Consider the following 22,936-nt stretch of genomic DNA (forward strand, 5'->3'; position numbering starts at 1 on the left):
AGAGTCGGCCGACGTGCGCCGAGTCGTCAGTCCGCTGGTCTGTGCCGTTCTGCTGCTGGCCGGGTGCTCGGCACCCCCGCTGCCCGAGGTGACGTTCTACTCGTCGGGTCGGACGATCAACGTCCACCCGACGCAGCACTGCGACCTGGAGTCGGAGAACTGCGTGGTGGACTCCGGGGCCGTGGGGGTGTTGCGGGTGCTGCCGGGGCTGCCCGTGCAGATCTCGGTGCCGGGGGAGGTGGCTGATTCGGCGTGGTCGGTGAAGTTCACCTACCGGAACGCCGACGGGGTGGAGCAGGAGCCGCTGCGGAGCAAGGTGTTCACCAGCGCTGAGCCTCGGTACGCGTACACGCTGACCCTGCCTGGGGAGGGGGATCAGCTGGAGAGCGTGGAGGTTCAGCAGTTCGGGCGGCGGGTGCAGATCGATGAGACCGGGCAGATCCAGTTCGTGGCTCGGGCTACGTGGGTCTTGTCTGTGGATGATCGGGGGGCTCGTTAGGTACCCGCCGGTTCCAGCGTGGTGCGGCCGATGTGACTCGGGGCCCCTCTCGTGAGCCTTGATCGGGCCACGAGAGCAGTCCCGAAAGCCTGCCCGATCATCAATTTCAAGGCTCAGAACCCCAAGTCACATCGGCCGCGTTCCGTGACCTGCGTCTTGCTGTTGGCCGTGGTCACCAGGACTGACGCACCGCCGCGCCGCCCTGCCGGGCCACCCCGACCTTGCCGCTCCGCCGGGCGCCTCGCCTCTCCGGAGCGCCCTGCCTGCCGCCGCGGTTACGGGTCCAGTTCCCTGGCCACCGCGCGGACCACCTCTGCTACCAGTTTTGTGGTCTTGCGGTCCGGGTAGCGGTTTCTGCGGAGGTCTGGCTGGATCTTCATCTCCAGCAGTTTGATCATGTCTTCCACCAGGCCGTGCAGTTCCTCCGCCGGGCGGCGCCTCGCCTCTGCCACCGAGGGGGCCGGGTCCACCAGGCGGACCGACAGGGCCTGAGGGCCTCGGCGGCCTTCTGCCATGCCGAATTCGATGCGCTGTCCGGCCTTCAAGCCCTCGACGCCCGGAGGGAGCGCGGACTTCCGCACGTAGACGTCCTCGCCACCGTCCTGGGTGACGAAGCCGAAGCCCTTCTCGGTGTCGTACCACTTGACCTTGCCGGTCGGCACTGCCCTCACCATTCCCTTGCTTTCACATGACGAAGCGCCCCGGGCGTACCCAGGACGCGTTCCCCCAGAGTAGCCAGAAGACCGGCGTGCGGGCACCTCCGATTGCGCGACTACCCTCGCGCCATGACCGCTCCGAAGCTGATGCCGCTGGCACTGGGGTTGTTCGCGCTCGGCCTGGTGGCCATCGTGGCAGTTTTCGCGCTCTTCGCGGCGGGGAAGAACGACCTGCCGGTCTGGTTGAACGTCGCCGCGTGCCTGTTGACCCCGGTCGGCTTGGCCCTCGGGGTGCTCAGCGCCGTGCGGAACTCCAGGTCTAGGCGGCGCTGAGGCGTTCGGCGTTCGCGCGCAGCCAGGTCGGGAAGCCGGTGAGGTCGGGCAACACCACGTCGGCGCCCTCCTCCTTCAGCTCGGCCTCGCTGCACGGGCCGGTGGTCACGCCCACGGCCAGCGCGCCCGCGGCCTTGGCGCCGCGGATGTCACCCAGGTGGTCGCCCACGTAGACCGACGCTCCGTGCAGGAGCAGCGCCTCCGCCTTTCCCGTGGACCAGACTCCGCCGATCAGGTGGTCCACCTCCCAGTCGAACGCGTCGAGGTGCAGCTTGGCGTTCTGCCGGTACTTGCCGGTGACGACGACCACGGTGCCCGCCAGTGCGCGCACGGCCGCAAGCGATTGCGCCGCGCCGGGCAGGGCGATCGTGGACGGGATGACGACGTCGGGGTAGAGGGCGCGGAAGCGGTCGACCAGGTGCGGGATCTCCTCCTCGGGGACGCCGAAGTCGCGGTAGACCATGTCCAGCGGCGGGCCGAGGTGGGCGGCGAAGTGGTCGCCGTCCAGCGGGTAGCCGGTTTCCGCGGCCACCGCGTTCATCACGGCCGCCATGCCCGGCCGGGGGTCGATGAGGGTCATGTCGAGGTCGAATCCCACGGTCAACGGCACGGGCTCACTCTACGTGGATTGACGAAAAGCGGTCCCCCGTCCAGGTGATGGGCAGTACGGCCGAATATGTAAGGCTCGGGGTGTGAGCCGAACCACTGAGAACGCGCTGCGCGAGAGCCTGCTCGCCGTCGCCGCGGAGGACCTGGCGGCGAACGGCTTCGCCGGGTTGCGGATGGCCGACGTGGCCAGCCGGGTCGGGGTGAGCAGGCAGACGCTCTACAACGAGTTCCGCAACAAGGTGGGACTCGTGCAGGCCGTGGCGCTCCAGCGGACGGCCGAGTACCTGGCCGGGATCGAGCAGCGGCTGGCGGAGGCACCGGACCCGTTCGACGGGATGCGGGACGCACTGGCGTTCCTGCTGGCTCGGGCCTCGGAGGACCGGCTGGTGTCGTCGGTGGTGACCGGCGCGGACGCCGAGGACCTGCTGCCGTTCCTGACCACCAGGGGGCTGCCGGTGCTGGTGCCCGCGAGCGCGGTGGTGGCGGCGCACCTGCGGCGGCGGTGGCCCGACCTGCCCGGCGAGCGGGCTGACCAGGCGGCTGAGACGATCGTGCGGCTGGCGCTGAGCCACCTGCTGCTGCCCAGCGGCCCGCCGGACCGGGCCGTGGACGCCATGATCACCGTCGCGAGGGCCGTGCTGCCGGAGTGACCCGAGCTTGTTGCCATGATGTGGCGACAAGCTGTCGAGGAGGTCACCGGTGGTCGCGCTCCGCCCGAAGGCCGCCCGCGTCAGAGCGGGTGCCGCGCTGCTCGGTCCCGCCTTCGTGGCGGCCATCGCCTACGTCGACCCCGGCAACGTCGCCACGAACACCGCGGCGGGCGCGCGGTACGGGTACCTGCTGGTCTGGGTGCTGGTCGTGGCCACTGCGATGGCCGGGCTGGTGCAGTACCTGTCGGCCAAGCTCGGGCTGGTCACCGGTCAGTCGCTGCCGGAGGCCGTGCGCGACCGGGTGCCGAGGCCGGTGCGGCTCGCCTACTGGGGCCAGGCGGAGGTCGTGGCGATGGCCACCGACCTCGCCGAGGTGCTCGGCGGCGCCATCGCGCTCGCCCTGCTGTTCGACCTGCCGCTGCTGGTCGGTGGCGTGATCACCGGTGTGGTGTCGACCGCCCTGCTGCTCGTGCAGGACCGGCGGGGTCAGCGGCCGTTCGAGCGGGTCGTGACGACGCTGCTGGTCGTGGTCGCCGTCGGGTTCGCCGCGGGCCTGTTCGTCGACCCGCCGTCGGTCGCGGGGACCGTCGGCGGCCTGGTCCCCCGGTTCGACGGCGCGGACAGCGTGCTGCTCGCGGCCGGGATGCTGGGCGCGACCGTGATGCCGCACGCCGTGTACCTGCACTCGGCGCTGGCCCGCGACCGGCACGGCAGGCCGGAAGGGGGTGCGCCGCGCCGACGGCTGCTGGCCGCGACCAAGGTCGACGTGGTGGTCGCGATGGTGTTCGCGGGCGCGGTGAACCTGGCCGTGCTGCTGCTCGCCGCGAGCGCCCTGCGCGGCCTGCCGGACGTGGACGGCCTGGAGGGCGTGCACGCCGCAGTCGGCTCGCGGCTCGGCGGCGGGATCGCGCTGCTGTTCGCCGTCGGCCTGCTCGCGTCGGGCTTCGCGTCCACCGCCGTCGGCTGCTACGCGGGCGCGGTCGTGGTGGACGGCCTGCTGCGGTTCCGGATCCCGCTGCTGGTCCGCAGGCTCGTCACGCTCGTGCCCGCCCTCGTCGTGCTCGCCGTCGGCGTCGACCCGACGCAGGCGCTCGTGCTGTCGCAGGTCGTCCTGTCGTTCGGCATCCCGTTCGCGCTGGTCCCGCTGGTGTGGTTGACGGCACGCCGGTCCGTCATGGGCACGGCCGCCAACCACGTCGGCACCACCGTCGCCGCCGGTGCCGCGTCGGTGGCCGTGATCGCCCTCAACCTCGTGCTGGTCTACCTCACGTTCGCGTAGTCCACGCCCAGCGCGCCGAGGGCCGTGGTGAGCGTGCGCATCACGGCCAGGGTGTCGTCCAGCGTCATCTCGGGGCTCTCGGTGTACCCGGCGGCGACCCGCTGCGTGACCTCGGTCATCTGGTAGGTGTAGCCGGTGCCCTCCAGCTCGACCCGCTCCTCGACGCCGTTGACGACGATCGCCGCCGGGTTGAAGAACGGCTCCGGGACGTCGATCCGGCCGCCGCTGCCGACGATCGTGGCGCTCACCTCCGGCGTGCTGGTCAGCGAGCACGTGAGCAGCGCGTGCGCCCCGCTGCCGTAGGCGAGCAGCAGGGCCACGTCGGCGTCCACGCCGGTCGGCGCGAGCGACCCGTGCACGGTGATCGACTCGGGCTCGCCCAGCACCATGTGCGCGAACGACACCGGGTAGACGCCGAGGTCGAGCAGCGCGCCGCCGCCGAGCGCCGGGTTCCACAGCCGGTGCGACGGGTCGTAGTCGGCGGTGAAGCCGAAGTCCGCGTGCACCGCCCGCACGTCACCGATGGCGCCCTCGGCCACCAGCGACTTGATCCGGCGGACGAGCGGGTTGAACCGCGTCCACATCGCCTCCATCAGGAACAGGTTCCGCTCGCGGGCCAGGTCGACGAGGTCCTGCGCGTCGGCCAGCGTCAGCGTGAACGCCTTCTCGCACAGCACGTGCTTGCCCGCCAGCAGGGCCGCCCGCGCCACCTCGTGGTGCTGGGCGTGGGGAGTGGCCACGTAGACCACGTCGACGTCCGGGTCGGCCAGCAGGTCGGCGGTGCTGCCGTAGGCGCGCGGGATGCCGTGCTTCGCGGCGAACTCCTGCGCGCGCGGCAGGGCGCGCGACGAGACGGCCAGCACTTCGGCACCACGCACCAGAAGCAGGTCGGCGGTGACGACGTCAGCGATACCACCAGGGGCGACAACGCCCCAACGCACGGGATTGGTCACAGCACGGCAGCCTAATCAGGCAAGATCGGGGCATGCGCCTAGTCCTCAATCTGATCTGGTTCGTCCTCTCCGGGTTCTGGCTGGCGGTGGGCTACGCGATCGCCGGGATCATCTGCTGCGTCCTGATCATCACCATCCCCTGGGGCCTGGCGTCGTTCCGGATCGCGAACTACGCGCTGTGGCCGTTCGGCCGCACGGTGGTGGACCGCCCGGACGCGGGCGCGGCCTCGCTGATCGGCAACATCATCTGGATCGTCGTGGCGGGCATCTGGCTGGCCATCGGCCACGTGGTCACCGGCATCGCGCTGTGCGTCACGATCATCGGCATCCCGCTGGGCATCGCGAACTTCAAGCTGATCCCGGTCTCCCTGATGCCGCTGGGCAAGGTCATCGTCGACGTACCGTGACCACCGGGGCGAGGCCAGGTGGTGGACCGCGGAAAATCACCACCAGCCCCGTTCCGGCTCACCCCGGCCCGAGCAGCTCCACGGCCTCCGCGCGCATCTGCACCTTGCGCACCTTCCCGGTCACCGTCATCGGGAACTCGTCCACGACGTGCACGTACCGCGGGATCTTGTAGTGCGCCAGCTCGCCGGTGCAGAACTCCCGCACCGCCTCGGCGGTGAGGGTGGGCGCGCCGGGCCGGAGCCGGACCCACGCCATCAGCTCCTCGCCGTAGCGGGCGTCCGGCACGCCGATGACCTGCGCGTCGAGGACGTCCGGGTGGGTGTGCAGGAACTCCTCGACCTCCCGCGGGTACACGTTCTCGCCGCCGCGGATCACCATGTCCTTGATGCGGCCGGTGATGCTCACGTAGTCGTCGGCGTCCATGACGGCGAGGTCCCCGGTGTGCATCCACCGCGCGGAGTCGATCGCCTCGGCCGTCTTGTCCGGCTGGTCCCAGTAGCCGAGCATCACCGAGTACCCGCGGGTGCACAGCTCGCCGGGCTCGCCGCGCGGCACGGGCCTCCCGGTGACCGGGTCGACGACCTTGACCTCCAGGTGCGGCCCGACCCGGCCGACGGTCGACACCCGGCGGTCCAGCGAGTCGTCGGCACGGGTCTGCGTGGAGACCGGTGACGTCTCGGTCATGCCGTAGCAGATCGACACCTCGCGCATCCCCATGCGGTCGATGACCTGCTTCATCACCTCGACGGGGCACGGCGACCCGGCCATGATCCCGGTGCGCAGCGACGACAGGTCGTAGGTGTCGAAGTCCGGCTCGGCCAGCTCGGCGATGAACATCGTCGGCACGCCGTACAGCGAGGTGCAGCGCTCCTCCGCGACCGCGCGCAGCGTGGCGGCGGGCGAGAAGCCCTGCGCCGGAACGACCACGCACGCGCCGTGCGAGGTGGCCGCCAGGTTGCCCATGACCATCCCGAAGCAGTGGTAGAACGGCACCGGGACGCAGATCCGGTCCACCTCGGAGTACCCGCACAGCTCACCGACGAAGTACCCGTTGTTGAGGATGTTGTGGTGCGACAGGGTCGCGCCCTTCGGGAAGCCGGTGGTCCCCGAGGTGTACTGCACGTTGATCGGGTCGTCGGCCGACAGCTCGGGGAACCCCGGCCGTTCCCGCGCGGCCAGCAGCTCCGTCCACTCCGGACTCCCGAGCAGCACGACCTGCTGGAGCCCGGAGCACTTCGGCCGCACCTGCTCGACCATCCCCGCGTAGTCCGACGTCTTGAACTCGCGCGCGGCGATCAGCGTGCGCACGCCGGACTGGTTGAGCACGTGCTCCAGCTCGTGAGCCCGGTAGGCCGGGTTCACGTTGACCATGATCGCGCCGATCTTGGCGGTGGCGTACTGGACGAACACCCACTCGGCGCGGTTGGGCGCCCAGATCCCGACCCGGTCGCCGACCCGCACGCCGGACGCGAGCAGCCCGGCGGCGAGCGCGTCGACCTCGGCGGCGAGTTCGGCGTAGGTCCAGCGGCGGCCGGTCTCGCACTCGACCAGCGCCTCCCGGTCGCCGAACCGGGCGACGGCGCGGTCGAAGTTCGCGCCGATCGTGTCCCCGAGCAGGGGAACCGTCGAGGTACCGGACGAGTAGCTGACCGTGGACACGACGACCTCCCGCGACGACGTTGGAGCGCCCACCCACCTTCGCACGGCGGCTTGACGAAAGCAGCCTCTCTGGTGCTACGGTTCGTTACTCAAGTAACGAACCAGGGAAGTGCTGATGTTCGACGACCGGAGCCCGATCTACCGGCAGATCGCCGACCGGATCAAGGCCGACGTGCTGTCCGGGGCGTTGGAGGCGGACCAGCAGGTCATGTCCACCAACCAGTACGCGGCCTTCTACCGGATCAACCCGGCGACGGCGGCGAAGGCGTTCCAGCAACTGGTCGACGAGGACGTGCTCTACAAGAGGAGGGGGATCGGGATGTTCGTGAGCCCGACGGCGCGCGACGCGCTCCGAGCGCGGGGACGGGAGACGTTCTTCGGGCAGGTGGTCGACCCGATGGTGGCGGAGGCCAGGTCCATCGGGGTCCCGCTGACCGACGTGATCAAGCGGATCGAGCAGCTGGAGGACGGCCGATGAAGGTCGACGTCCAGAACCTCGTCGTCCGCCACGGCGACGTGACGGCGGTCGACGACCTGTCGTTCTCGTTGGCGGAGAACAAGGTCTACGGCCTGCTCGGCCGCAACGGGGCGGGCAAGTCGTCGCTGATGTCGGTGCTCGCGGCGTTCCGCAGGCCCACCTCGGGCACCGTGCTGGTCGACGGCGAGCCAGTGTTCGAGAACCGCCGCGCGACCAGCCGGATCTGCCTCGTCCAGCACGGCGTCGACCCCGCCGACAAGGGCGACAGGCTGAAGGACGCGCTGTCCCTCGCGGCCGCGCTGCGCGAGAACTGGGACGCCGAGTACGCCGAGCGGCTGATGGAGCTGTTCGGCCTGCCGCACGGCACGAAGCTCGGCCAGCTCTCGCTCGGCCAGCGGTCCGCGTTCGGCGTCGTCGTCGGCCTCGCCAGCCGGGCGCCGCTGACCATGTTCGACGAGTCCCACATCGGCATGGACACCCCGACCCGCTACGCGTTCTACGACGCGCTGCTGTCGGACTTCATGACCTCGCCGCGCACGGTGGTCCTCTCCACGCACCTCATCGAGGAACTCGCCTCCCTGCTGGAGGAGGTCGTGATCATCGACTCCGGCAGGCTCGTCCTGCACGAGGAGACCGAGGCGGTCCGCTCGCGCGGCACGTCCGTCACCGGCCCGATCGGCGCCGTCGACCGCTTCGTCGAGGGCCTCACCGTGCTCAACCAGAAGCAGCTCGGCCCCACCAAGTCCGCGATGGTCTACGGGGCGCTGGACCAGGCCCACCACGCCACCGCCCGCACCGAGGGCCTCGACCTGGGCCCGGTCCCCCTCCAGGACCTGTTCGTCCACCTCACCGAACCGGCGGGAGAACCCCGATGAAGTGGCCCGTCGCCCGACTCCTCTCCTCCACGCTGCTGCCGTTCACCGCGCTCGTGTTCGCCGCGGGCTGGGTGGCCGTCCTGCTGCTGGTGCTCGGCGTCTCCCTGGTCAAGGACATCGGCGTCAGCGGCTGGGACATGGCCTCCGCCCAGGTCGCCCGCTGGTTCATGTTCGGCCTCGGCCTGCACCTGGCCAGGAAGCTCCTCCAGGTCGCCGTCGTGCACGGCCGCACGCGCCGCGAGTACGTCGCGCAGGCGAGCGCCTTCACCGTCGCGCTGACGGCCGTGGCCGCGGCCTGCGTGGCGCTCGGCTACGTGCTCGAATCCCTCGTCTACCGGGCCGCGGGGTGGCGGCAGGGGCTGGAGCAGCCGCACTTCGACAGCGCGACGGACGTGCCCGCGGTCTTCCTCGCCCACTGGGGGGTGTTCGGGGTGTGGACGGCCGTGGGGATGCTCGTCGTCAGCGGCTTCGACCGCCTCCAGACGGGCGGCGTGCTCACCCTGCTGCTCGGTGTCGCGCTGATCCTGCCCGCCGTCGTCACCGTCGGCCGGTCCGGCTCGCTGCCGTTCTTCCGCGACCTGGACCTCACCGCGACGGCGTCGCTCCCGCTCGCGCTCGCCCTGTGCGCCGGGAGCTGGGCCCTCGGCCTCCTGCTCACGTGGGGCCTGCTCCGCGACGTGCCGGTCAAGGCCAGGGCGGCCGTGTGACCGGTCAGCCGTAGGGCAGCTCGACGACCAGGCACGGACCACCGCTGTACAGGCCCGCGTCGATGGCCAGCACCCGGTCCTCGGCGTACTGGAGGGGACCGTCGATCTGCGCGGGCGGCACCCCGAGCTGGTCGGCGATGACGCTGTGGCCGTGCACGACGACCTTGCCGCCGAGCTGGTCGAGCATCTGGTCGGCGACCTCGGCGCCGTTCGTGCCGCGGAACGCGTAGCGCGTGGTCATCTTGCGCCAGCACTCCCACCAGTCGGTCAGGTCGTCGTCGGCGACCACCTCGCGGACGGCGTCGTTGACCTCGTCGATCGTGTCGCCGTACTCCAGGTACGCCAGCGTGTCGGAGTGCATCAGCAGGTGGTCGTCGACGAGCGTCAGCACCGGCCTGCTGGTGAGCCACCGGATGTGCTCGTCGGTGAGGCGGTCCTGGTCGCTGCGCAGACCGCCGTTCATCAGCCAGCTCCGCTCGAAGCTGCGGGGGCTGGGCGCACCGGGCACGTTCGCGTTGCCGAAGCGGTGCATGCCGAGCAGCAGCACCTCGTGGTTGCCCAGCAGGGCGTTCACGCTGCCCCCCGCCTCGGCCGCCTCCTCCGAGAGCCGCATGACCAGCTCGATCACGCCGATCCCGTCCGGTCCGCGATCGACGAAGTCACCGAGGAACCACAGCTCGGACTCACCACCGCACCAGTCTCCGTCGGAGTCGAGGAGGTCGGCGAGGTGCAGGGAACGAGCGAGTTCCGCGAGGTGCCCGTGCACGTCGCCGACCACGAAGAGCTTGCGCTGGTCGGTGTCCACGGACCTACTTTATGGTCGCCGCTCCGCGGACCCCGGCTCGGCCGTCACAATTCGGCACGTCGAGCCCCTGTTCTCCGGTCGGGGAGCGGTTCAGAAGGGGTCGGCGGAGTTGCCCACCAGCTCCGCGATGGAGCTGATCACCCTGGTCGGGCGGAAGGGGTACATCTCGGCCGTCGAGTCGGCGGAGATGCCGGAGAGCACGAGGATGGTCTGGAGGCCCGCTTCCAGACCCGCGCGGATGTCGGTGTCCATGCGGTCGCCGATCATCAGGGTGTTGGCGGAGTGGGTGCCCAGCGCGCGCAGCGCCGACCGCATCATCAGCGGGTTGGGCTTGCCCACGAAGTAGGGCTCGCGGCCGGTGGCGCGGGCGATCAGGGCGGCCACGGCGCCGGTCGCCGGGAGGGAGCCCTCGCGGCTCGGGCCGGTGGCGTCCGGGTTGGTGGCGATGAACTTCGCGCCCTCCTCGACCAGGCGGATGGCCTTGGTGATGGCGGTGAAGCTGTAGGTGCGGGTCTCGCCGAGCACCACGTAGTCCGGGTCGCGGTCGGTGAGGACGTAGCCGATCTCGTGCAGCGCGGTGGTCAGGCCCGCCTCGCCGATGACGAACGCGGAGCCGTTCGGGCGCTGCGAGTCCAGGAACTTGGCCGTGGCCAGCGCCGACGTCCAGATCGCGGTCTCGGGCATGTCGAGCCCCGTCCGCGCCAGGCGCGCCCGCAGGTCGCGCGGCGTGTAGATCGAGTTGTTGGTCAGCACGAGGAACTTGATGTCGTTCCCGGTCAGCTCCGCGACGAACTCGCTGGCGCCGGGGATCGGGTGCTCCTCGTGCACCAAGACGCCATCCATGTCCATGAGGTAGTTCCAGCGCTCCGGCATGCGGCACATGATTCACCCGAGCGTGGAAACGGGCTAGTCAGCCCTTGACCACGCGCGCGCGGAACACGTCGATGGACGCCTTGTTGTAGCGCTCCAGCACCTCGATCTCGGCGGGGGTGAACCCGGAGAGCACCTCCTCGACGGTGGCGAGCGCGCCCTCGAAGAGGTGGGCGAACTTGTCGGCGTTCTGCTGGGTCACCTCGACCAGCACCTTGCGGCGGTCGTGCGGGTCGCGCACGCGGCGGACGTACCCGGCGCGTTCGAGCCGGTCGATCACGCCCGTGACGGCGCCGGTGGACAGCCCGGACAGCTCCGCGATGCGGCCCGCCGTGAGGGCTCCGTCGGCGCGCACGGCCAGGTCGAGGCACTTCTCGTCGGTGGCCGACAGCCCCATGTGCTCGGCGACGCGGCTGTGGAACATCACCGTCAGCGCACTCATCTCGCGGGCGTACCAGGCGAACCGCTCCAGCACGTCGGACGGCACCTCGGCCATGACCACGCTCCTCTTGGCTTGTTCAACATCTTAGCGACTAAGACAGGGTGGCCATCTTCGACCTTGTGGGTGACCACGACTGCCTCGTCCGTCACAGCGGGCTCTGTGACGCCACCCACATGGGTTTCCGCACTACCCTGGCGGAGGTGACAGCAGTCGAACTCGGGTTGCCAGTCGTGCGCGGCACGCCGGACGCTTCCACGCGACCGGACAGGCCGGAACTGGTCGACCGCTTCGGTCGGGTGGCGACGGACCTCCGGGTGTCGCTGACCGACCGCTGCAACCTCCGGTGCACCTACTGCATGCCCGCCGAGGGCCTGGACTGGCTGCCGACGTCGCAGGTGCTCAGCGACGAGGAACTGGTCCGCCTGCTCGCCGTCGCCGTGACGAAGCTCGGGGTGACGGACGTCCGCTTCACCGGCGGTGAGCCGCTTCTCCGCCGCGGCCTGGAGGACGTGATCTCCGCCACGGCCGCGCTGGCGCCCCGGCCGAAGATCTCCATGACCACCAACGGCCTCTCGCTGGCCAAGCGCGCCTCCGGACTGGTCGAGGCGGGCCTGAACCGCGTGAACGTCTCGCTGGACACCCTCGACCGGGCACGGTTCCACGAGCTGACCCGGCGCGACCGGCTCGACGACGTGTTCGAGGGCATGGCCGCGGCCCGCGCCGCGGGCCTCGACCCCGTCAAGATCAACTCGGTGCTGCTGCGCGGCGTGAACGAGGACGAGGCCGTGCCGCTGCTGCGGTACGCCGTCGAGCACGGCTACCAGCTGCGGTTCATCGAGCAGATGCCGCTCGACCCGCAGCACGGCTGGGACCGCACCAGCATGGTCACCGCCGCCGAGATCCTCGCCTCGCTGAGCGCCGAGTTCGACCTCACCCCCGAACCCGTCGCCCGCGGCGGCGCCCCGGCCGAGCGCTGGCTCGTCGACGGCGGCCCCGCCGTGGTCGGCGTCATCGCGTCGGTCACCAGGCCGTTCTGCGCCGCCTGCGACCGGACCCGCCTGACCGCCGACGGGCAGCTGCGCAACTGCCTGTTCAGCCAGTCCGAGACCGACCTGCGCGCCCCGCTGCGCGCGGGCGCCACCGACGACGAGATCGCCGACCTGTGGCGCGCGACGATGTGGGCCAAGGCCGCCGGGCACGGCATCAACGACGCCGGGTTCAGCCAGCCGGACCGGCCGATGAGCGCGATCGGAGGATGAGGTGCCCGAACTGACGGTGCGGTACTTCGCGGGAGCACGGGCCGCGGCCGGGGTGCCGGACGAGAACATCGAGCTGCACGGCGCCCCCACGGTCGCCGACGTGCTCACCGCGGTGCGCGAGCGGCACGGCGAGCCGCTGACCCGCGTGCTCGCGGCGGCGAGCTTCCTGCTCGACGGCGTCGCCGTGCGCGACCGCGGGGTCGCCGTGCGGTCCGGGGCGCTGCTGGACGTGCTGCCGCCGTTCGCGGGCGGCTGACGGGCCCGGCGGAGGTCATCCGGGCGGCTGGTCTCCGGGCGGCTGGTCGCCCGGCCCCTGGTCTCCGGGCCGCTGGTCTCCGGGCCGCTGGTCTCCCGCCCGCTGGTCTCCCGCCCGCTGGTCTCCGGGCGGCTGGTCCAGCAGCTCGCGCACCTCGGCCGCGTTCGGGGCGTCGAGTTCCTCGAACACCTCCAGCGCGGCGCGCCAGCACTCGGCGGCGGCGCGCTCGTCGCCCAGTTCCCGCCGCACCCGACCGAGCACCACGAGGGCGTGCGCCTCGCCGATCCGGCGACCCGTCCGGCGGCTGAGGTCCAGCGCCGCCCCGCCCTGCCGCAGCGCCTCGGCCAGGTCCCCGAGCGCCAGGTGGACGGCCGCCGCCTCGGCGAGGACGCGTGTGCGGCGGACGTGCAGCTGACCGTTCCGCGCGGCCTCGTCCGAGTCGCGCACGTGCCGCAGCGCCGTGTCCAGGTCGCCGAGCAGGCGGTGGCTGGTGGCGAGGCCGAGGTGGGCGTCCACCAGTCCGCGCAGGTAGCCCGTGCCCGCGCTGGTCGTCAGGGCCGAGCGGTGGTGCCGCACCGAGCCGAGCAGGTCGCCGAGCGCCGCGTGCACGCGGCCGAGCGTGTTGCTGGAGTCGACCTCGCCCTTGCTGTCCGCCGCCTGCTTCGCCAGGTCGAGGCCGTGCAGGGCGCGGGCGAGCGCGGCCTCCGGGCGGCCGAGGTCGAGTTCGACGTTGGCCATGCTGTCGACGCCGCCCGCGCGGAAGACCAGGCCGACGTCGACGGTCTCGTGCGACGCCAGCGCGACGCGGAGGTGCTCCTCGGCCTGCGGGAGGTGGCCCATCAGGTAGTAGGTGTCGCCGATGTGGGCGGTCGAGAACGCGACGCCGTACGCCAGGTCGTTCTCCCGCGAGATCCGCAGGACCTCCAGGACGTGCTCCATGCTGCGGTCCAGCGGGCCGAGGTCGATGTGGACGCCCGCGAGGTTGAACAGGGTGGGCGCCTGCTGGACGGGCGGCTCCGACCGCTTGAGCACCAGTGACTCGCGGAGGGCCGCGGCGGCCGCGTCGAGCCTGCCCAGGTCCCAGTTGACGATGGCCTGGTTGGACAGCACGGCGCTCACGTCCAGCGGGGTGCCGACCTCGCGGGCCAGGTGCAGGGCCTTGGTGAACTCGTCGACGGCGAGGGCGAGCCCGCCGCCGCGCCAGTGGGCCAGCGCGAGGCCGCGGCGGGCGACGAACTCGCCGAAGCGGTCGGCCGCGGCGGCCTCCAGCGCGGCCTCCGAGGCGGTGAGCCAGTCGGACAGGTGGCCGTGGAAGTAGAAGTAGCCGCGGGAGAGGTCGGTGAGCAGCCAGGCCACCTCGGGACGGCCGAAGCGGGCCGCGCGGACGGCGGTCGCGACGAGCGTGGCGCGCTCGGCGTCGAACCACGCCAGCGCGTCCTCCGGCTCCTCCACGACCGGGATGCCGTCGGGGAGGTCGACGCGGTGGAACTCCGGGTTGAGCGCGCGCCCGGCGGCCAGGGTCGCGCCGAGCAGGTGGTCGAGGAAGCCGCCGAGCGGGTCGGGCTCGGCCATGCCCGCGGCGTAGAGGCGCAGCAGGTCGTGCATGAGGTAGCGGTCGGGTGCCGACTGCTGCACGAGGCTCGCGCCGACGAGCACGTCGAGCAGGTCCCGCGCGTCCGACCCCAGCACGGCGGTCGCGGTCGCCGTGCCGAAGTCCGGGCCGGGCACGTGGCCGAGCCTGCGGAACAGGCGCTGGGCGTCCGGGGTCAGCGCCCGGTAGGAGAGGTCGAACGCGCGCCGCACGGCGACGTCCCCGTCGACCGACAGCGCCGCGAGCCGGTCGGTGTCGCGGAGTTCGGCGGCGTAGTCCGCCACGTCGTCCGGGTAGCGGCCCGCGAGGTTCGCGCCCGCGATGCGCAGGGCGAGCGGCAACCGCCCGCACAGCCGCACCAGCTCGTCGACCGCGGCGGGCACCTCGTCGACCAGCTCGTGGCCGATCATGCCGCCGAGGAGGTCGCGGGCGTCCGCGTCGGTCAGCTCGCCCAGCTCGACCTGGTGGACGCCGGGGGCGGTGGACAGGTCGTGCCTGCTGGTCACCAGCGCCGCGCAGCCCGGCACCTCGGGGCGCAGCGGGCGGAGGACGTCCTCGGTGGCGTTGTCGAGGAGCACGAGGACGCGCCTGCCCCCCAGCGCCGCCCGGTAGGCCCGGACCTGGTCGTCCAGCCGCACCGGGATCGCGTCCGGCGGGGTGCCCAGCGCGCGCAGGAACCGCGACAGCATCCGCTCGGGCGCCACGGGTTCGCCCGGCGCGTACGCGCGCAGGTCGCCGTAGAGGACCCCGTCGGGGAAGCGGGACCGCAGCCGGTGCGCCGCGCGCACGGCGAGCGCGGTCTTGCCGATGCCCGGCGGGCCGGAGATCACCAGGACGGGTGAGGTGGCGGAGGTCAGCTCGGCCACCTGCTCCTGCCTGCCGACGAAGTCGGGCAGGTCGGACGGGAGCTGGGCCGGGACGGGCGGACCGGGGTCGGCGGGCGCGGTGGCGCGCGACGCCGGGACGTGGGGGGCCGTGCCCGCCGGGGCGGGGTCGGCGAGCGCGTCGACGTTCTCGCGCGGCACGCGGAGGCGGTAGCCGCTCGGTTCGGTGGTCACGAGGTCCGGCACGCCGAGGAGGTGGCGGAGCCTGAGAACGGCGGCCCGCACCGCGCCGCGCGGGTCCGCGGGCGGACCGTCGGGCCACATCCGCTCGATCAGGGTGGCCATCGGGACGGGTTGGTCGGCGTCCAGCGCGAGGGCGGTGACCAACGCCGCGAGCCGGTCGCCCTGGACCTCGACGCGGCGGCCGTCGACGACGATCCCCGGCCTCCCGATGATCTTGACCTCGACGTGCACGGCTTGATCGTATGCACGGTGCGGACGTCCGCGCAGCTTGTCCACGGGTGGAGCAACGACGTGAGGCACGCCTCACTCTGGGTGATCCATCTCGATTGATCTCGGAACGGAAACGGACCGATAACGGCCCGTTGAGCTGCATAAATAGCAGGATATTACGCCATTCCGACCCCTCACTGTGACGTGAGTCACGTGCCGAACTGTTTGGCGTCTCGTCGTTGGTTACGTACGGTCGCTAATCGACTGGCCCCGAACCAGTCACGAGCTACACCGGGAGACCGAGCACCGAGCCCTGTCCAGCGGTCCCCCGGCACACAACCCCGAGCGAGAAATCCCGCCGGACAGGGGCTGAGGAACGTGACCGGGCCCGACCCCGAGTTCCCCGTGCAGGTGCTGGTGGACCGTGAGGAAAATGATTTCTAACCGAGGCAAGCACCGCCAGCTGTCCAGTACCGCTCGCAGCATCGCCAAGGTGGCAGTGGCAGGCATCATCGTCGGTGCGCCGCTCAGCATGGCCGCGGGAACCGCTCAGGCCCAGGGCAACGTGAACTGGGACGCCGTCGCGCAGTGCGAGAGCGGTGGCAACTGGGCCATCAACACCGGCAACGGCTACTACGGTGGCCTCCAGTTCTCGCCGAGCACGTGGTCCTCCAACGGAGGCACCGGTTCGGCCGCCAACGCGTCGCGCGAGGAGCAGATCCGCGTCGCCGAGAACGTCCTGCGCTCGCAGGGCATCAACGCGTGGCCGGTCTGCGGCCAGAAGGGCCTCGGCGGTGGCGGTGCCCCCGTCGCGGCGGCCCCGGCCCAGGCCCCGGCCCAGCAGCAGCAGAAGGCCGCTCCCGCGCCGTCCCAGCAGCGGACCGCTCAGGCGCCCGTGCGCCAGCAGGCGCCCGCGCCGGTCGTGCTCGCCCTGCCGTCGAACAACCCGGCTGGCGACTACGAGGTCAAGCCGGGCGACAGCCTGTCGAAGATCGCCGACGAGCTGAAGGTCGAAGGCGGCTGGCAGAAGCTGGCCGAGCTGAACAAGGACTTCATCCCGGCGCCGGACCTGATCACGCCCGGTCTGAAGATCGCCACCAAGTAGGACCTGCTCGGCTCGTGCCGAGTGCCGGACCAGGGACCCCATCCGCTTCCCCCCGCGGACTGGGGTCCCTGCCGTCGGTCGCCCGCCTTCTTCGGGCGGGTCGGCCGCCGCGGTCCGCGCGTGGTGAGGCGGCGCAGCGGTCCCTGCCCACCGCGGTTCGCGGGCGGTGACGTGGCACAGCCGACCCCGCCCACCGTTGTTGGGGGGTGGGACGGCACAGCAAACCCATCCGCCGTTTGTTGGGGGTGGTGAGGTCGCACAGCGAACCCCGCCCGCCGCTATTTGCGGGTGAGGTGGCACAACAGGGCCCGCCCGCCACGGCTCGCGAGCGGTGACGTGGCACAACAAGGCCCGCCCGCCGCGGCTCGCGAGCGGTGACGTGGCACAGCCGACCCCGCCCACCACGGTTGAGGCTGCCCGGTGTGGTTGTGCGGCGGCTGGCTCGGGATGCCGGTGGTGCGTCCTGGTGCGGAGCACGGCGAACCGGACACCGCAGCGTCGCCGGGCCGGTCAGGTCAGATCAGGTCTGCGAGGAAGCACGCCCGTGTCAGCGTGCGGTCGCCAGTCCTGGCCGGGTGCTCGCCCGTGGTGGTCTGCTCCAGGCCGGCAGGCACCCTCAAGCCTGACCCGCGGTCGGCCGAGCCGAGGGTCAGGGGCAGTTGACCCACTCGTCGGTGCCGTCGGTGAAGACCTGGCGCTTCCACACGGGCAGCCTGCGCTTGACCTCGTCCACCAGCTCCGAGCACACCGCGAACGCCTCCTTGCGGTGTTCGGCGGCGACCGCGACGGCCAGGGCGACGTCGCCGATCGCCAGCGGCCCGACGCGGTGCGAGACGGCGAGAGCCCGGACGCCCTCGTAGCGGCCCGCGATGTCGGCGGCCACCTCGGCGACCACGTCGGCCGCGCTGGGGTGGCCGACGTACTCCAGCTCCCGCACGGAACGGCCGCCGTCGTGGTCGCGGACGACCCCGGCGAACGTGACCACGGCACCCGCGCCCGCGTCCTCGACCAGCGCGGCGTGCTCCTCGACCGACAGCGGGGATTCGCTGACGGTCGCGCGCAGCACGGCCGCGGGGCCCGTGTGCAGCGGGGCGTGGGTGTGGACGTGGTCGCCGCCGCGGAGCTGGTCGACCGCGTGGTCGAGCACGAGACCCAGGACCTCCAAGCCGTCGCGGACGCCGCCGGTGGAACCGGGCAGGTTCACGACGAGCGTGCGGCCCGCCACCCCCGCCAGGCCGCGCGACAGCACGGCGGTGGGGACGGTGGGCCAGCCGGACTGGCGGATCGCGTCCGCGAGGCCCGGCACCTCGTAGTCGAGGACCGCCCTGGTCGCCTCCGGGGTGCGGTCGGTCGGGTTGACGCCCGTGCCGCCGGTCGTGACGACGACGTTCACCTCGGCCGCCACGGCCTGCCGCAGTGCGTCGGCCACCGGTTCGCCGTCGGGGACGACGAGCGCGTCGGGGACGTCGAACCCCTTGTCGCGCAACCAGTCCACGATGATCGGTCCGCCGCGGTCGGCGTACACGCCGGACGCGGCGCGGTTGGACGCGGTGATGACACGTGCCGTGGTGCTCATCTGCCCTCCGGGCGGATCCAGGTGCCGGTCTTGCCGCCGTCCTTGCGCTCGACGCGGACCGCGTCCATCGACGCGGCCGGGTCGACGGCCTTCACCATGTCGTGCAGGGTCAGGCCCGCGACGGACACCGCGGTGAGCGCTTCCATCTCCACGCCGGTCCGGTCGGTCGTGCGGACGGTGGCGGTGATGCGGACCTCCGCCTCGCCCAGTTCGAGGTCGACCTTCACGCTCGACAGCGCGAGGGGGTGGCACAGCGGCACCAGTTCGGACGTGCGCTTCGCGGCCATGATGCCCGCGATGCGCGCGGTCGCCAGCGCGTCGCCCTTCGGCAGACCGTCCCCGGCGAGCAGTGCCACGACCTCGGTCGTCGTGCGCACCACCCCGGTCGCCACCGCCGTCCTGGTGGTGGGTTCCTTGCCGGAGACGTCGACCATGCGCGCCGCGCCGCTGGAATCGAGGTGGGTGAACTGCTTGGTCATACCACCGACCTTATTCCTAGACCTTCGCGGCGGCCGCTTCCTTCCGGACCGCTTCCGCGACGGCGCCCGCGACCGTGGCGTCGAACACGCTGGGCACGATGAACGAGGCGTTCAACTGGTCCGGCGACACGACGTCGGCGATGGCGTTGGCGGCGGCCAGCAGCATCGCGTCGGTGATGGTCCTGGCGTGCGCGTCGAGCAGGCCGCGGAACACGCCGGGGAACGCCAGCACGTTGTTGATCTGGTTCGGGAAGTCGCTGCGCCCGGTGGCCACGACGGCGGCGTGCTTCTGCGCCTCCATCGGGTCGATCTCCGGATCCGGGTTGGCCAGCGCGAACACGATGGCGTCGGAGTTCATCGTCGCGACCTGCTCGGCGCCGAACAGGTTGGGCGCCGAGACGCCGATGAAGACGTCCGCCTCGACGAGCGCGTCGTGCAGGCGGCCCTTCAGGTTCTTCTTGTTCGTCCGCTCGGCGATGGACTTGAGGTTGCTGTCCATGTTCCCGCGGTCGCGGTGCACGATGCCGTCGACGTCCACGGCGATCACGTCGCCGGGCGTCTGCTGGAGCAGCAGGCGGATGATCGCGGAACCCGCCGCGCCCGCGCCGCACACGACGATCTTGCAGTCCTTGATGTCCTTGGCGACCACGCGGAGCGCGTTGCGCAGCGCGGCGACGACCACGATGGCGGTGCCGTGCTGGTCGTCGTGGAACACCGGGATGTCGAGCATCTCGCGCAGCCGGGCCTCGATCTCGAAGCAGCGGGGCGCGGCGATGTCCTCCAGGTTGATGCCGCCGTAGACCGGCGCGAGGATCTGCACCGTGCGGATGATCTCCTCGGTGTCCTGCGTGTCGAGGCAGATCGGCCAGGCGTCGACGCCCGCGAACTTCTTGAACAGCGCGGCCTTGCCCTCCATCACGGGCAGGGCGGCGGCCGGGCCGATGTTGCCGAGGCCGAGCACGGCGGACCCGTCGGTGACGACGGCCACGGTGTTGCGCTTGATGGTGAGGCGGCGCGCGTCCTCGGGGTTCTCCGCGATGGCCTGGCACACGCGGGCGACGCCCGGCGTGTAGGCGCGGGAGAGGTCGTCGCGGTTGCGCAGCGGCACCTTCGACGTGACCTCGATCTTGCCGCCGAGGTGCACCAGGAACGTGCGGTCGGACACCTTGCGGACGACGATGCCGGGCAGCGTCTCCAGCGTGTCGGTGATGTCCTTCGCGTGGTTCGCCGAGAGGGCGTTGCACGTGAGGTCGATGACGACGCGGTCGCCGTGCGACTCCACGACGTCGAACGCGGTGATCACACCGCCCGCGTGGCCAACCGCGCTGGTCAGGTCACCCGCGGCGCTCGCCGACGGGGGTGCCTCCAGTCGAACGGTGATCGAGTAACCAGGGCCGGGGACCGGCATCGAACCTCCCACATCAGTACTGCCCACGCGGGGGTCGAGGGTAGTCGCCAACCAATTACGGAACTCGCGCGACTCGACGAACGGGCCGCCGCCGTCCGGAGCGGCGGCCCTCGCCGGGACTACCTGTTGATCTCGGTCACCGGGTGCCGGTACGGCAGCTCCTCGGGCGCCAGGGGGAAGGGCATGTGCCCGAAGGGCGACTGCGCGCCCTGGCTGTCGCTGGCGAGTTCGCTGACCACGTGCTCGCCCTCGGGCACGACGGGCCAGTGCGGGTCAATGCGCTCAGGGCGTGCGGCCTTCGCCACGGTTCCTCCTCGGTGATGCCTACGTCGGGACAAGTGTGCCCGATGGAGCGGCGCACATATACCGTGGTGCAGATGTCCGGCACCACTCTGGCCGACTGGCTGCGCGCACAGGACGACACCGTGCTCGTGGCGCTGCTGCGCGCCCGGCCGGACCTGGCGACCCCCGTCCCCGCCGACACGGCCGTGCTGGCCGCCCGGATCGCGACCCGCGCGTCGGTGTCGCGGGCGTGCGAGGACCTGGACACGTTCACGCTGACCGTCCTCGAAGCGCTGCTCGTGCTCGACGCCGACCAGCACCCCGTCGCACTGCCCGAGCTGGCGGCGCTCCTGGGCAAGGAGGTCAAGGCCCGGCCGCTCAAGCAGACGGTCGCGCTGCTGCGCGCCCGAGCCCTGCTGTGGGGGCCCGACGACGCCCTCTCGACGCCGCCCGCCAGCCGGGACGCGGTCGCCGCGTTCCCGTGCGGGCTCGGCAGGTCGGTGCCGGAACTGGCGGACCCGGACCTCTCCGACCTGGGCGACGACGAGCGCCGGGTGCTCGGGACGCTGGCCGACGGCCCGCCGATCGGCCAGACCAAGGACGCGGCCCTCGTGGTGCCGCTGGCCCAGGCCCGGACGCCGATCCAGAAGCTGCTCGCCAGGGGTCTGCTGATCCGCCGCGACGGCAAGACCGTGGAGCTGCCGCGCGAGGTGGGCCTCGCCGTGCGCGGCGCCAGGCCGCTCGGCAGGCTCCAGGTCACCGAACCCCCGCTGCGCACGACCGCGCTGGACGCGTCCGTCGTGGACGAGACGGGCGGCGGCGAGGCGATGGAGCTGCTGCGGCACACCGAGTCCCTGGTCGGCGCGTGGTCGGAGGACCCGCCGTCGGTGCTGCGCACCGGTGGCCTCGGGGTCCGGGAGATGCGCCGGATCGCCAAGGACCTGGAGGTCGACGAGACCCGCGCGGCGCTGCTGATCGAGGTGGCCGTGTCCGCCGGCCTGATCGCCGACAGCGAGGGCGTCGACCCGGAGTGGGTGCCGACGGCGCTGGCGGACTCGTGGCTGACCGCGACGCCCGAGGCCCGCTGGTCGACGCTGGCCCAGGCGTGGCTCGACCTCCCCCGGCTGCCCGGCCTCATCGGGCAGCGGGACGAGAAGGAGCGGCTGCTCAACCCGCTGTCGGCCGAGCTGAACCGCCCCGGCGCCCCGCGCGACCGCCGCCGGGTCCTGGAGGCGCTGGCCGGGCTGGCCCCCGGCACGACGATCGCCGACGCGGGCGAGCTGGCGGCCGTGCTGGCGTGGCGGGCGCCGCGCCGCGGCGGCAGGCTGCGCGACGAACTGGTCCGCTGGACGCTGTCCGAGGGCACCGCGCTGGCCGTGCTGTCGCGGGGCGCCATCACCAGCGCGGGCAGGGTGCTGCTCACCGAGGGCCCGGCGCTGGCGTCGAAGCAGCTCACGGACTCGCTGCCCACCCCGGTCGACCACTTCCTGGTGCAGGCCGACCTGACCGTGATCGCCCCCGGCAGGCTGGAACCGGAGCTGGCCGACGACCTGGCGCTGGTGGCCGACGTCGAGTCGGCGGGCGGCGCGACCGTCTACCGGGTCGGCGACAGCTCGGTGCGCCGCGCGTTCGACGCGGGCAAGACCGCGTCGGACCTGCACGAGCTGTTCCGCAGGGGCTCGCGGACCCCGATCCCGCAGTCGCTGACCTACCTGATCGACGACGCCGCCCGCAAGCACGGCAGGCTGCGCGGCGGTGCCGCGGGCTCGTTCCTGCGCTGCGACGACCCGGTGCTGCTCACCGAGGTCCTGGCGCACCCCGTGGCGGACGCGCTGGAGCTGCGCAAGATCGCCCCGACCGTCCTCGTCAGCCCCCTGCCCCTGGGCGACGTGCTGGACGGCCTGCGCGGGGCCGGGTTCGCCCCCGCCGCCGAGGGCCCCGACGGGCGGGTGCTGGATCTGCGGGTGGGCGGACGTCGCATCCCCGGCAAGGCCCGCACCTCCCGGCGCCCGGTCCACGTGCCGACGCCGAGCGAGGAGCAGCTCGTGGAGCTGGTGCGCCTGGTCAAGGCGGGTGACCGGGCGAGGTCGACCCAGCGGGGCGAGCGCGTCACGGTGCCCGCGAACCACGGCAACGGCCCCTCGGCCACGGTGGACCTGCTCCAGCGGGCCGCGAGGGAGGGCCGCAGCGTCCTGGTCGACCTGGTCGACTCGCACGGCACGGCGGCAACCCGCGTGATCAAGCCGCAGATCGTCGGCGGCGGTGTCCTGGAGGGCTACGACCTCAGCTACGGCGAGGTCCGCCGGTTCCCGCTGCACCGCATCACGTCGGCAGCGCTCGTCGAGGACTGACCCGGCCGGTGCGCCTTCACGGAGGGTGAGACCCGGTCGGGGAAGCGGTGCACCCGATGGGGATTTCGGAGCGGCTTACCGTCGAGGAGCGGCGCGCACCACCGCGCCGCACCGGCGAAGGAGCAGCCC

General features: G+C 72.2%; 24 protein-coding genes. 12 read left to right on the forward strand and 12 right to left on the reverse strand.

Annotated features, from left to right (window positions below):
* The first annotated feature begins 13 nt into the window (after positions 1–13).
* Positions 14–499 carry a DUF2771 family protein gene (locus VFZ92_RS23450; protein ID WP_330878164.1) on the forward strand — a complete coding sequence of 162 codons (486 nt, stop codon included), beginning with the start codon at positions 14–16 and terminating at the stop codon, positions 497–499.
* 275 nt (positions 500–774) lie between these two features.
* Here VFZ92_RS23450 and VFZ92_RS23455 read toward each other — a convergent pair whose 3' ends face one another.
* Positions 775–1,161 (reverse strand): cold-shock protein, encoded by a 387-nt coding sequence (locus tag VFZ92_RS23455; RefSeq protein ID WP_330878165.1) that lies wholly within the window; start codon positions 1,159–1,161, stop codon positions 775–777.
* Positions 1,162–1,284: 123 nt separating this feature from the next.
* Between VFZ92_RS23455 and VFZ92_RS23460 the strand changes: the two genes are divergently transcribed.
* Positions 1,285–1,488, forward strand: a complete 204-nt coding sequence (locus VFZ92_RS23460; RefSeq protein ID WP_330878166.1) for a hypothetical protein — start codon at positions 1,285–1,287, stop codon at positions 1,486–1,488.
* Here the strand turns inward: VFZ92_RS23460 and VFZ92_RS23465 are convergent.
* A complete protein-coding gene (locus VFZ92_RS23465; RefSeq protein ID WP_330878167.1) occupies positions 1,475–2,098 on the reverse strand; it encodes an HAD family hydrolase in 624 nt (207 codons plus the stop codon). The two genes, VFZ92_RS23460 and VFZ92_RS23465, sit on opposite strands and share 14 nt — an antisense overlap.
* An 82-nt stretch (positions 2,099–2,180) precedes the next feature.
* On the opposite strand from VFZ92_RS23465, the gene VFZ92_RS23470 reads away from it, so the two are divergent.
* A complete protein-coding gene (locus tag VFZ92_RS23470; RefSeq protein ID WP_330878168.1) occupies positions 2,181–2,747 on the forward strand; it encodes a TetR family transcriptional regulator in 567 nt (188 codons plus the stop codon).
* Between the two features lie 49 nt (positions 2,748–2,796).
* The gene (locus tag VFZ92_RS23475; RefSeq protein ID WP_330878169.1) at positions 2,797–4,026 is read left to right on the forward strand and encodes an Nramp family divalent metal transporter; all 1,230 of its coding nucleotides are present in this window, start codon (positions 2,797–2,799) and stop codon (positions 4,024–4,026) included.
* Here VFZ92_RS23475 and VFZ92_RS23480 read toward each other — a convergent pair.
* Positions 4,008–4,979 carry a Gfo/Idh/MocA family oxidoreductase gene (locus VFZ92_RS23480; RefSeq protein ID WP_330878170.1) on the reverse strand — a complete coding sequence of 324 codons (972 nt, stop codon included), beginning with the start codon at positions 4,977–4,979 and terminating at the stop codon, positions 4,008–4,010. The genes VFZ92_RS23475 and VFZ92_RS23480 overlap by 19 nt on opposite strands.
* A 32-nt stretch (positions 4,980–5,011) precedes the next feature.
* Between VFZ92_RS23480 and VFZ92_RS23485 the strand changes: the two genes are divergently transcribed.
* Positions 5,012–5,386, forward strand: a complete 375-nt coding sequence (locus VFZ92_RS23485) for a YccF domain-containing protein (RefSeq protein WP_330878171.1) — start codon at positions 5,012–5,014, stop codon at positions 5,384–5,386.
* Between the two features lie 58 nt (positions 5,387–5,444).
* On the opposite strand, the gene VFZ92_RS23490 is transcribed toward VFZ92_RS23485, so the two are convergent.
* Positions 5,445–7,046, reverse strand: a complete 1,602-nt coding sequence (locus VFZ92_RS23490; protein WP_330878172.1) for an AMP-binding protein — start codon at positions 7,044–7,046, stop codon at positions 5,445–5,447.
* A gap of 115 nt (positions 7,047–7,161) precedes the next feature.
* Between VFZ92_RS23490 and VFZ92_RS23495 the strand changes: the two genes are divergently transcribed.
* From VFZ92_RS23495 to VFZ92_RS23505, 3 genes are read left to right on the forward strand one after another with little or no spacing between them, the layout of a single operon-like run.
* Positions 7,162–7,524, forward strand: a complete 363-nt coding sequence (locus VFZ92_RS23495; protein WP_330878173.1) for a GntR family transcriptional regulator — start codon at positions 7,162–7,164, stop codon at positions 7,522–7,524.
* Positions 7,521–8,399, forward strand: coding sequence for an ABC transporter ATP-binding protein (locus VFZ92_RS23500; protein WP_330878174.1), 879 nt, complete (start codon positions 7,521–7,523; stop codon positions 8,397–8,399). Before VFZ92_RS23495 ends, VFZ92_RS23500 begins: the two co-directional genes overlap by 4 nt.
* A complete protein-coding gene (locus VFZ92_RS23505; protein ID WP_330878175.1) occupies positions 8,396–9,106 on the forward strand; it encodes a hypothetical protein in 711 nt (236 codons plus the stop codon). The genes VFZ92_RS23500 and VFZ92_RS23505 overlap by 4 nt, the downstream gene beginning before the upstream one ends.
* A 4-nt stretch (positions 9,107–9,110) precedes the next feature.
* Here the strand turns inward: VFZ92_RS23505 and VFZ92_RS23510 are convergent, their stop codons facing one another.
* From VFZ92_RS23510 to VFZ92_RS23520, 3 genes are all read right to left on the reverse strand, one after another.
* Entirely contained in the window at positions 9,111–9,911 is an 801-nt protein-coding gene (locus VFZ92_RS23510) for a metallophosphoesterase family protein (protein WP_330878176.1), read from the reverse strand.
* Positions 9,912–10,001: 90 nt separating this feature from the next.
* A complete protein-coding gene (locus VFZ92_RS23515) occupies positions 10,002–10,784 on the reverse strand; it encodes an HAD-IIA family hydrolase (protein WP_330878177.1) in 783 nt (260 codons plus the stop codon).
* Between the two features lie 37 nt (positions 10,785–10,821).
* Positions 10,822–11,277, reverse strand: a complete 456-nt coding sequence (locus tag VFZ92_RS23520) for a MarR family transcriptional regulator (protein ID WP_330878178.1) — start codon at positions 11,275–11,277, stop codon at positions 10,822–10,824.
* 146 nt (positions 11,278–11,423) lie between these two features.
* Between VFZ92_RS23520 and moaA the strand changes: the two genes are divergently transcribed.
* Together moaA and VFZ92_RS23530 are read left to right on the forward strand one after the other, a co-directional pair.
* A complete protein-coding gene (moaA, locus tag VFZ92_RS23525; RefSeq protein ID WP_330878179.1) occupies positions 11,424–12,482 on the forward strand; it encodes a GTP 3',8-cyclase MoaA in 1,059 nt (352 codons plus the stop codon).
* A gap of 1 nt (position 12,483) precedes the next feature.
* Entirely contained in the window at positions 12,484–12,738 is a 255-nt protein-coding gene (locus VFZ92_RS23530) for a MoaD/ThiS family protein (protein ID WP_330878180.1), read from the forward strand.
* Between the two features lie 15 nt (positions 12,739–12,753).
* Here the strand turns inward: VFZ92_RS23530 and VFZ92_RS23535 are convergent, their stop codons facing one another.
* The gene (locus VFZ92_RS23535; RefSeq protein WP_330878181.1) at positions 12,754–15,627 is read right to left on the reverse strand and encodes an ATP-binding protein; all 2,874 of its coding nucleotides are present in this window, start codon (positions 15,625–15,627) and stop codon (positions 12,754–12,756) included.
* 415 nt (positions 15,628–16,042) lie between these two features.
* Here VFZ92_RS23535 and VFZ92_RS23540 point away from each other — a divergent pair, with 415 nt between their 5' ends.
* The gene (locus VFZ92_RS23540; RefSeq protein WP_330878249.1) at positions 16,043–16,711 is read left to right on the forward strand and encodes a transglycosylase family protein; all 669 of its coding nucleotides are present in this window, start codon (positions 16,043–16,045) and stop codon (positions 16,709–16,711) included.
* Positions 16,712–17,360: 649 nt separating this feature from the next.
* On the opposite strand, the gene VFZ92_RS23545 is transcribed toward VFZ92_RS23540, so the two are convergent.
* The 4 genes from VFZ92_RS23545 to VFZ92_RS23560 all read right to left on the reverse strand — a co-directional run bounded on the left by VFZ92_RS23545 (position 17,361) and on the right by VFZ92_RS23560 (position 20,479).
* Complete coding sequence (locus VFZ92_RS23545; RefSeq protein WP_330878182.1) at positions 17,361–18,287, reverse strand: molybdenum cofactor biosynthesis protein MoaE; 927 nt, start codon at positions 18,285–18,287, stop codon at positions 17,361–17,363.
* Positions 18,284–18,766 carry a cyclic pyranopterin monophosphate synthase MoaC gene (moaC, locus tag VFZ92_RS23550; RefSeq protein WP_330878183.1) on the reverse strand — a complete coding sequence of 161 codons (483 nt, stop codon included), beginning with the start codon at positions 18,764–18,766 and terminating at the stop codon, positions 18,284–18,286. Before moaC ends, VFZ92_RS23545 begins: the two co-directional genes overlap by 4 nt.
* A gap of 16 nt (positions 18,767–18,782) precedes the next feature.
* Positions 18,783–20,174 carry an NAD-dependent malic enzyme gene (locus tag VFZ92_RS23555; protein WP_330878184.1) on the reverse strand — a complete coding sequence of 464 codons (1,392 nt, stop codon included), beginning with the start codon at positions 20,172–20,174 and terminating at the stop codon, positions 18,783–18,785.
* A gap of 119 nt (positions 20,175–20,293) precedes the next feature.
* Entirely contained in the window at positions 20,294–20,479 is a 186-nt protein-coding gene (locus tag VFZ92_RS23560) for a hypothetical protein (protein WP_330878185.1), read from the reverse strand.
* 72 nt (positions 20,480–20,551) lie between these two features.
* On the opposite strand from VFZ92_RS23560, the gene VFZ92_RS23565 reads away from it, so the two are divergent.
* A complete protein-coding gene (locus VFZ92_RS23565; RefSeq protein WP_330878186.1) occupies positions 20,552–22,807 on the forward strand; it encodes a helicase-associated domain-containing protein in 2,256 nt (751 codons plus the stop codon).
* Positions 22,808–22,936: the final 129 nt, after the last annotated feature.

It is taken from the genome of Umezawaea sp. (genome assembly GCF_036375055.1).
In the GTDB taxonomy this organism is placed as follows: Bacteria; Actinomycetota; Actinomycetes; order Mycobacteriales; family Pseudonocardiaceae; genus Umezawaea.